This window comes from Planktotalea sp. (genome assembly GCF_039984035.1).
Lineage (GTDB): Bacteria > Pseudomonadota > Alphaproteobacteria > Rhodobacterales > Rhodobacteraceae > Planktotalea.
In genome coordinates, this window is the sequence record NZ_JBDWVM010000026.1 from 1 (window position 1) to 9,437 (window position 9,437).

Annotated in this window: 8 protein-coding genes and 2 pseudogenes; 5 read left to right on the forward strand and 5 right to left on the reverse strand. The window is 55.7% G+C overall.

All coding sequences use genetic code 11. The annotated features are described in order from the left end of the window. The 3 genes and pseudogenes from ABJQ89_RS01155 to ABJQ89_RS01165 form a co-directional block, all read right to left on the reverse strand. Positions 1-625, reverse strand: a pseudogene (locus ABJQ89_RS01155) (Fe-S cluster assembly protein SufB); the annotation flags it as partial. 22 nt (positions 626-647) lie between these two features. Beyond that, positions 648-1,691 carry an aminotransferase class V-fold PLP-dependent enzyme gene (locus tag ABJQ89_RS01160; protein ID WP_348494445.1) on the reverse strand — a complete coding sequence of 348 codons (1,044 nt, stop codon included), beginning with the start codon at positions 1,689-1,691 and terminating at the stop codon, positions 648-650. After that, complete coding sequence (locus ABJQ89_RS01165; protein ID WP_348494446.1) at positions 1,691-2,149, reverse strand: Rrf2 family transcriptional regulator; 459 nt, start codon at positions 2,147-2,149, stop codon at positions 1,691-1,693. Before ABJQ89_RS01165 ends, ABJQ89_RS01160 begins: the two co-directional genes overlap by 1 nt. Before the next feature lie 192 nt (positions 2,150-2,341). Here ABJQ89_RS01165 and ABJQ89_RS01170 point away from each other — a divergent pair, with 192 nt between their 5' ends. Genes ABJQ89_RS01170 through ABJQ89_RS01180 form a run of 3 tightly spaced genes read left to right on the forward strand, consistent with a single transcriptional unit; the run spans position 2,342 to position 3,816 of the window. Continuing rightward, complete coding sequence (locus tag ABJQ89_RS01170; protein WP_348494447.1) at positions 2,342-2,995, forward strand: alpha/beta hydrolase; 654 nt, start codon at positions 2,342-2,344, stop codon at positions 2,993-2,995. A gap of 12 nt (positions 2,996-3,007) precedes the next feature. Beyond that, a complete protein-coding gene (locus ABJQ89_RS01175) occupies positions 3,008-3,244 on the forward strand; it encodes a hypothetical protein (RefSeq protein WP_348494448.1) in 237 nt (78 codons plus the stop codon). Beyond that, positions 3,241-3,816 carry an HD domain-containing protein gene (locus tag ABJQ89_RS01180; protein WP_348494449.1) on the forward strand — a complete coding sequence of 192 codons (576 nt, stop codon included), beginning with the start codon at positions 3,241-3,243 and terminating at the stop codon, positions 3,814-3,816. The genes ABJQ89_RS01175 and ABJQ89_RS01180 overlap by 4 nt, the downstream gene beginning before the upstream one ends. Positions 3,817-3,870: 54 nt before the next feature. On the opposite strand, the gene mfd is transcribed toward ABJQ89_RS01180, so the two are convergent. Then, on the reverse strand, positions 3,871-7,323 hold the full coding sequence (gene mfd / locus ABJQ89_RS01185; RefSeq protein ID WP_348494450.1) for a transcription-repair coupling factor: 3,453 nt from the start codon (positions 7,321-7,323) through the stop codon (positions 3,871-3,873). A gap of 51 nt (positions 7,324-7,374) precedes the next feature. After that, positions 7,375-7,902: a component of SufBCD complex gene (locus tag ABJQ89_RS01190; RefSeq protein WP_348494452.1), complete on the reverse strand. Its 528-nt coding sequence runs from the start codon at positions 7,900-7,902 to the stop codon at positions 7,375-7,377. A gap of 130 nt (positions 7,903-8,032) precedes the next feature. On the opposite strand from ABJQ89_RS01190, the gene hemB reads away from it, so the two are divergent. Beyond that, on the forward strand, positions 8,033-9,034 hold the full coding sequence (hemB, locus tag ABJQ89_RS01195) for a porphobilinogen synthase (protein WP_348494451.1): 1,002 nt from the start codon (positions 8,033-8,035) through the stop codon (positions 9,032-9,034). Between the two features lie 123 nt (positions 9,035-9,157). Next, a pseudogene (locus tag ABJQ89_RS01200) lies at positions 9,158-9,437 on the forward strand (twin-arginine translocation pathway signal); the annotation flags it as partial.

Genomic DNA, 9,437 nt, shown 5'->3' on the forward strand with positions numbered 1-9,437 from the left:
AGTTGTCTGAGACAGGAACCACGGTGCCGAGGTATTTCTTCACCAGCTCAGGATGCTCTTTGATCGCTTCAGAGATGGAGCAGAAGATCACGCCCGCCTTCTTCAGCTCATCTTGGAAGGTCGTGCCAACGGAAACGGAATCAAAGACCGCATCAACCGCAACCTTGCGCGGTGCATTCGCGTCGATGTTTTCCGCGCCTTCAACACCCGCGAGGATCATTTGCTCTTTGAGCGGAATGCCCAGCTTTTCATAGGTCGCGAGCAGCTTTGGATCGACTTCATCCAAGGATTTCGGCTTCACTTCCATGCTTTTCGGGCGCGCATAGTAGTACTGGTCTTGGAAATCGATCTCAGGATAATCGACCATCGCCCAATCGGGCTCTTCCTTTGTCAGCCAACGCGCGAAGGCTTCAAGGCGCCACTCGGTCATCCACTCAGGTTCATCGTTCTTGGAGGAAATCAAACGCACGATGTCTTCGTTCAGACCCTTTGGCGCGAATTCCATTTCGATGTCTGTGGACCAGCCGTATTTATATTCACCGCCGACTTCACGCACGGCATCGACTGTTTCCTGATCAACGCCATCTTTGACGCCCGAGTCTGTCGCTGTATCCAATGCTGCCATGACGGCCTCCTATTCGTATCAATTACGCCGCGCGTGCGCGGAATTTATCGTGTTGGGCCAGCCACGCATCTGCGAAGGCCAGCACCTCTAGCTGTGTTGTCTCAGGTCCGAGCGAGACCCGAATCGCGCATGCGGCGTCTTGCTCGCTAAAGCCCATCGCCATCAATACGCCGCTCGCTTTGACTTTGCCGCTTGAGCAGGCAGAGCCCGCCGAAACCGCGAAACCTGCCAAGTCCATCTGCATCACTTGCGTCTCGCCCTTCCAACCGGGCGTGAGGAGATAAGATGTGTTCGGCAGCCGTTTGCTCGCTTTCCCGACAGAAATAGTGTGTTTCGCGCGATCTGCAATGGTGTTTTCTAGAATGTTTCTAAGTTTCTCGACGCGGGTCCAAACACCGCTGTCTAAATCTCGCTGCGCGGCCTCTGCCGCTGCGCCAAATCCGGCGATCCCGATGATGTTTTCCGTGCCAGAGCGACGCCCCATTTCCTGACCGCCGCCCTTGATCTGCGCTGGCACATCAATGCCGCGTTTCAGAACCAAAGCAGCAATCCCCTTGGGACCGCCCAATTTATGCGCCGAAATCAACGCCATATCCGCGCCAGACCAGTTGAACGCCACAGGCATTTTGCCAAAGGCTTGGGTCATATCAGAGACAGCCAGCCCGTCGGGCAAATCCTGTACAACGCCTGTTTCTGAATTTGCCAATTGCACAGCGCTTGTTTGCGGCTCAGTGATTGCGACCTGTCCGTTCTCATCGACCGTCAAATCGCCCGATGTCCAACTGAGCACCGCGTCATGTTCAATCCGCGCGCTGGCATAGCCATGACCCGCACAGGCAAGCGCCGCCGATTCTGTCGCGCTCGAGGTGAAAACGATATCTGCACCATCCGCGCCAAAGGCCGCAGAGACCTGCGCGCGGGCTTTTTCCACGATAGATTTCGCAGCGCGCCCTTCGGCATGAACCGACGATGGATTGCCGACAGCATCCATTGCCGCGATCATCGCATCGCGCGCCTCAACGCGCAAAGGCGTGGTCGCATTATGATCCAGATAGACGCGGGCCATCACTCATCCACGATATCAAAGAGCGAAGGCACCGCCGGGCACGGCGCAAGACCGTTGTTCACCACATCCGACAGGCGTGTTTGGTGCAGGTAGACATAAACATTTGCGCTGAGACCTTCCCAAAGGCGGTTGGTCATCGATTGCGCGCGGCTTCCAGAACTACCACCAGAGGCACCTGCCCCCTTGTGCATTGCATCCACCGTTTCATCGACAGCGCCGAGCACGTCCAAAACACGAATATCCGCAAGCGGTTGCGCAAGGCGATATCCACCGCCTGGCCCACGTACCGATTCCACCAGATTCGCACGGCGCAGCTTCACGAACAGCTGCTCCAGATAGGGCAGCGAAATATCCTGACGTTTGGAAATATCGCCCAAAGTGACCAGTTTATCACTGGGTTGCAGCGCGATATCCGTCAAAGCGACCATCGCGTAGCGCCCTTTCGTCGATAGTTTCATATCACTCCCCCCATATATGCTTGCAAATCCGTCACCCGAACCCGCGCAAAGACACTGATTAGATTGACCTTCGCCCGCGCAAAGCCTATTTGCGTCACAAAGGCCGAGCACAGCTCAGCTTAGAATGGTTCTAAAGTGCCCAAGCGAATTCGTCAAGAATAGCTATCGCGCTTTTCGAAGGAGTTTAAGTCTATGCCCGAGGTTATTTTCCCAGGTCCCGAAGGTCGCCTCGAAGGCCGCTATCACCCGCAAAAGGAAAAGGACGCGCCGATCGCAATCGTGCTGCATCCTCACCCGCAGTTTGGCGGGACGATGAACAACAAAGTCGTCTACAATCTGCACTATGCGTTTTACAACATGGGCTTCACGGTTCTGCGGTTTAACTTCCGCGGTGTGGGTCGCTCACAGGGCGAATATGACCAAGGTATTGGCGAGCTGTCCGATGCAGCCTCTGCGCTTGATTACCTTCAGTCTATGAACAACAACTCCAAGCATTGCTGGGTTGCTGGCTTTAGCTTTGGCGCTTGGATTGGTATGCAATTGCTGATGCGCCGCCCTGAAATCACAGGCTTCATTTCCGTCAGCCCACCCGCCAACATGTATGACTTCAGCTTCCTCGCGCCCTGCCCGGCGTCTGGTCTGATCATCAACGGCACGGCTGACCGCGTTGCACCGCCTGCGGATACTGTGGGTCTTGTAAACAAGCTGCACGAGCAAAAGGGCATTACGATCACGCACCAAGAGCTCGAGGGTTCTGGCCACTTCTTTGAAGAGCCGCATATGGATACGATGATTGGCAACGTTCAAAGCTATGTGAAACGTCGCCTGACGGAGACGACACGCTAAAGGAGCCACCTCATGAGCGCTATTATCGATCAAATGGCCCATGAATTGGCCAAGGATGCCATCGAAGCGGCAACCGCCCTTGGTGACGAAGAACTGGTTGTGGATATTGGCAAGAACCTTGCCAGTTCCTCCACCACGGCTGAAGAAGCCTTCATGACAGCTGCGCGAGTGCGCATGGCTTTGATTCGGGCGCGCAAACTGCTCAATGAACGGATTGACGCCGCCGCCGCAAAGCTGGACGAGGAATGAGCGCACGTCTTGACGCGCAAATGGCCTTCCTCAATGAGGCCGACAAGCTCAAATCAGTGATCCGCGCCACAACGCTTTGCGATGCATCGCGCCATGAAAATTCGGGCGAGCATAGCTGGCACATCGCGCTTTATGCACTGGTGTTGGGTGAACACGCGCCCGAGGGCGTTGATATCAATCGCGTTATCAAAATGCTGTTGCTGCATGATCTTGTGGAAATCGACGCTGGCGATGCGCCGATCTTTGGCGATCACGACATTGCCGCGATGGAAGCAGATGAAGCCAAAGCCGCAAGCCGTATTTTTGGTCTGCTTCCAACGGACCAGAACCAAGAGCTGCGCAGCATTTGGGAAGAATTCGAAGCGGCTGAAACGCCTGATGCCGTTTTTGCTAAATCGCTTGATCGTTTTCAGCCACCAAACCAGAACCTCGTGGCCAATGGTGGCAGTTGGACAGACTACGGCGTGAGCTTTGACACCATTGAACAACGCGTCGGTTCAAAAATCGCGCGCGGTGCGCCGGTGCTTTGGGATTGGCTCGCCCCCAAGATCAAAGCTTGGTTCGCGCGCTAAGCTCTTCCTCTCTCCAAAAATATCCGCGCCGCAGGCATAGGTTTTGCAAAAAACCTATTTAACGCGCTTCTTAATGGCACCTGCGTGTTCCGCCAGGTCACGGGCAATGGAAAACGCACCTTTGATCTTTTCCACATCGCCGTTCCAATCGCGTTTTACGACGATCTTATTGTCACGCACTTTCGCCAAGCCACGTTCGCCCTGAATAAAGTTTACCAACCCATCTGGGGAGGCAAACTTGTCATTGTGGAACTGGATCGTCGCGCCTTTTGGCCCTGCATCGAGCTTGGCGATACCCGCCTTTTTACACATGGCCTTGATACGCACGACCAGAAGTAAGGTATTCACTTCCTTGGGCAATTTCCCAAAACGGTCGATCAATTCGGCGGCAAACCCTTCCAGTTCCACCTTAGTGGTGAGCGAAGACAGGCGACGGTACAGCCCCAAACGCACGTCCAAATCAGGAACAAAGGCATCAGGGATCAAAACAGGTACGCCAAGGTTAATTTGTGGCGCCCATTGACCGTCATCATCCGACAGCCCTTCCATCTTGCCTGAGCGGATCTTGGCGATCGCCTCCTCCAACATGGATTGATAGAGCTCATAGCCCACATCGCGCATTTGGCCGGATTGCTCTTCGCCCAGCAAGTTACCTGCCCCGCGAATATCCAAATCTTGCGAGGCGAGCGTAAATCCAGCGCCAAGCGTGTCGAGCGAGCCAAGAACGCGCAGACGTTTTTCCGCCGTCGCCGTCAGTTTCGCGCGCGGCTTGGTCGTCAAATAAGCATAAGCGCGGGTTTTGGACCGCCCCACGCGCCCGCGAATTTGATAGAGCTGCGCCAGACCAAACATATCAGCGCGGTGTACGATCATCGTGTTTGCGGTCGGGATATCCAGCCCGCTTTCCACAATCGTCGTCGCCAGCAGAATATCGTATTTGCCGTCGTAAAAGGCGTTCATACGATCATCGAGTTCCCCCGCCGCCATCTGACCATGGGCCACCATGTAGCTCAACTCTGGCAGCTGTTCTTTAAGGAAGGCCTCAATCTCTGGCAAATCGGAAATGCGTGGCACCACATAGAAGGATTGCCCGCCGCGATAATGTTCGCGCAGGAGCGCCTCGCGCAGGGTCACGGCATCAAATTCGCTGACATAAGTGCGGATCGCCAAACGATCCACGGGCGGCGTGCCAATGATCGAGAGGTCACGCACACCAGAAAGCGAAAGCTGCAAGGTCCGCGGGATCGGCGTGGCCGTAAGCGTCAGCACATGAATATCCGTGCGCATCTGTTTCAGACGCTCTTTATGTCCCACGCCGAAGTGCTGTTCTTCATCGATAATTAAAAGGCCAAGGTTGTTAAACTTGGTGTTCTTAGCGAGCAATGCATGAGTGCCAACAACAATTTCGACAGCGCCAGAGGCCATGTCTTTGCGGGTTTGCTCCGCTTGCTTTGTGGTCACGAACCGCGACAAGGCTCTGACTTCAATAGGAAAACCACGGAATCGTTCGGCAAAACTCTTGTAGTGCTGACGCGCGAGCAAGGTGGTCGGCGCGATGATCGCCACCTGAACGCCGGACATCGCAGCGATGAACGCAGCGCGCATGGCGACCTCGGTTTTCCCAAAGCCAACGTCGCCGCAAACAAGGCGATCCATCGGCTGGCCTGATCCCATATCCTCTAGAATATCGCCAATCGCGCTCAGTTGATCGTCGGTTTCCTGATAAGGAAAACGCGCGCTAAAGGCGTCCCACATACCGGGGGGCGGTTCCATAATGGGCGCGCGGCGTAGGGCGCGTTCGGCAGCCACACGAATAAGCTTATCCGCCATCTCGCGAATGCGCTCTTTCAGTTTGGCCTTCTTAGCCTGCCACGCACCGCCGCCGAGACGATCGAGCAGCCCCTCTTCATGGCCATATTTGCTGAGGAGTTCGATGTTTTCGACCGGCAAATAAAGCCGCGCGCTTTCGGCATAATCGAGCAGAATACACTCGTGGGCCGCGCCTGCGGCTGTGATCACTTCAAGGCCCTGATAGCGCCCGATGCCGTGATCCACATGAACGACCAAATCCCCTGGATTGAGGCTCTGGGTTTCTGTTAGGAAGTTCTCTGCCTTCTTGCGTTTCTTCGCTGTTCGGATCAGTCGATCACCTAGAACATCCTGCTCTGAAATCACCGTCAGATTGGGGGTTTCGAACCCGTGCTCCAAGGCCCAAACCGCCAAATGCAGCCCACGTTTCCCGATGCCTTTTGCATCGCGCACAGATATCGTCTCGGTAAGGCCTTCGTCTTCGATCAGTCCAGCAAGCCGCTCGCGCGCGCCCTCGGAATAAGAGGCGACAACAACAGGTCCCTGCTCCATTTTCGCTTTAACATGCGCTGCCAAGGCGCCGAAAAGGCTAATACTTTCCTGCTGCCGTTCAGGCGAGAAATTCCGCCCAATGCGCCCGCTCGCATCGGTGACGCCCAGACCTACCGCTTGCGGCAGCGCGCTGAACTGTACGACGCGGCGATCTTTTAGAGCATCCGTCCACGCCGCATCATCGAGATAGAGCAGTTCCGCTGGCGCAGGCTTATAGACGGAATCCATCCGCTTCTTAGCCGACATCGCAATTTTGCGCGTCTCATATTGATCTGCAACGCTATCCCACCGCGCAAGACGCGCAGGCGTTAACGCATCATCGCAGGTGACCGTTGCCCGTGGCAGGTAGTCAAACAACGTCTCTAACTTGTCATGAAAGAACGGCATCCAATGCTCAACGCCTTGATGCTTGCGCCCTGCGCTGACAGCTTCATAGAGCGGATCGTCGGTGCCAGCGGCGCCAAATTCGATGCGATAATTCTGGCGGAAACGCGTGATCGCCTCATCATCGAGAATGACCTCAGACACTGGCGCAAGTTCGATCACATCCAGCTTTTGAGTGGTCCGCTGCGTCGCGGGATCAAAGCGGCGCGCGCCGTCCAATACATCGCCAAAGAGATCAAGGCGCACAGGCCCCTGTTCACCCGGCGGGAAGATATCAATGATACCGCCGCGCACCGCGTAATCGCCCGGCTCCATCACCGTCGGGCTTTGCACAAAGCCCATACGCACAAGGAAGTTGCGCAGGGCTTTTTCATCGACGCGCCCGCCGACGCGCGCGCTGAAGGCTGCCTCGCGCAGCACCTCGCGCGCAGGAATGCGCTGGGTTGCCGCGCCAAGGGTCGTCAGCAGAATAAACTTCTCAGGCATGCCGTGAACGAGCGCTGCCAAGGTCGCCATACGTGCGGCTGAAATATCCGCATTGGGCGAGACGCGATCATAGGGCAGACAATCCCACCCGGGAAAGACAACGACAGGCAACTCAGGCGCAAAGAACCGCAGCGCGTCTTGCATCGCGACAAGGCGTTTATCATCACGCGCGATATGGCAAACCGCTGTGCCGCTTGCGTCCAGTTCTTTGAGCAAAAGCTGCGTATCAAACCCTTCGGGCGCGCCGGAAACCGTTATGTGAGAAGCGTTCGTCATCAATCAAAGGGTCCTTGCGCCCAATTGCGTACAAAGCGCGTTTTTGTGTCGCTAGATTCCCAAAGGGCCAAGCGCAAGATTGGTATACATGCCCCAGAGCGCCGTCACGAAAATGGAAATCATTCCAATAAATTGGATAATCACGCGGTGACGGAACAGACGTTTATAAAGGTCTTCACCGCTGGCTGCTGTGTCGTGGATCAAACGGGCTGTGTTGAGGCTCAGCAACCCGACGAGAGTCATAGGCAGCATCAACAAAAACAGCGCCTGCGCAAATTCGACCCAATAGACAAAACCAAGCAAGCCAAGACCTGTCAGCACGAAACAGACGATCCCCGCGAGCCAAAGCCCCGACATCCGCCCGATATAGAGCAAGCGTGAGACGTTAATTCTGACCAAATCTTCCATGTCTGTGACCGCATCACCGCCATTTCGGCGTGCGCGCAGCACCATGTCGTAAGGCACGCCCAAAACCCAATGGGAAGCGCTCGACCACATAACGGCCAAAGCGATCCAAAACCAAAGGTTCGAAAACGAGCGCATATCGATGAGCTCAAAAAGTGCATCTGTTAAGGTCAAATCGTCGTGCTCGCAGCTCAAGGGGGAGGCCTGCGCTTCTATAGCGCTGCTTTTCGGTAATTCCCAGCCTTGTTCTGCACCGCGCGACATGGCAAGTCTGAAGCGAGACATAGATACCATGAGGCCTATCATGACACGCACCGTCGCCGCCTTCCCCGCTGCCCGTTTTCGCCGCGCCCGCCGCACCCCAGCTTTGCGCGCGCTCACGCAAGAAAACACGCTTACTCCTGCTGATTTGATCTGGCCCATCTTTGTGCGTGACGGCAAAGGGATCGAAGAACCCGTTGGCTCCATGCCCGGCGTCATGCGCCGCTCAGTCGATAAGATTGCCGAAGCCGCCAAACAGGCGCAAAGCCTTGGAATTCCTGCGATTTGCCTATTCCCCTACACTGACGACAGCCTCAAGACCGAGGATTGCGCCGAGGCGTGGAACCCCAATAACCTGTCCAATCAGGCCACCCGCGCGATCAAAGATGCGGCGCCAGAGATTGCTGTCATGACGGACGTTGCGCTTGATCCTTACAACATCAATGGACATGACGGATTTGTCGAGAACGGTGAAATCGTCAATGACCGCACGGTTGAGGCCTTGGTCAAAATGACGCTGGCCCAAGCCGACGCTGGCGCTGATATCATTGGCCCCTCTGACATGATGGATGGACGCATTGGCGCGATGCGCAGCGCTTTGGAAAGCGCGGGGCATCAAAACGTGATGATCCTTAGTTATGCCGCGAAATATGCCTCTAGCTATTACGGCCCGTTCCGTGATGCGGTTGGCGCGTCGAGCGCGTTGAAAGGTGATAAGAAGACGTATCAAATGAACCCCGCCAACTCTGACGAGGCTATGCGGCTCATTCAGCGCGATCTGTCAGAAGGCGCCGATATGGTCATGGTCAAACCGGGCATGCCCTACCTTGATATTTGCAACCGTGTGAAAACCGAGTTCGGCGTGCCGACCTATGCCTATCAGGTCAGCGGTGAATACGCGATGATCCAAGCAGCGGCGCAGAACGGCTGGATCGATGGTGACAAAGTGATGATGGAAAGCCTGATGTGCTTCAAACGCGCAGGTTGTGATGGCGTGCTGAGCTATTTCGCGCCGCGCGTTGCTGAAATTCTGGCAAATGGGTAACAATTTGCGCTGAACTCCGCCGGTTTGATCCTGCGACACATGACTTTGCACGCGATCTGCGCTATGGGGAAGGAAATCCAGCCGATAGAGCTGGGCACCCGAGGCTAAAAGCAGGTAACCCCAATGACGACTTTCTCCCGTCGCGCCTTTGCGCTTTCTGGACTGGCTGGCGCGTTCGCGCTGAGCGCATGTGACAATCGCCGCACCAATTCCGGTGTTGACCGTATTGAAGCCCGCGTTGATGCAACGCTCGCGCAGATGTATGCCGACTTCCCCAAGACACGATCAATCGCTGCGCGTTCCACAGGTATGCTGGTTATGCCTTTGATCACAGAAGCTGGCCTTGGTTTTGGCGGCGGCTTTGGTCGCGGCGCCCTGCGCATTGGCGGCACAACAGTGGATT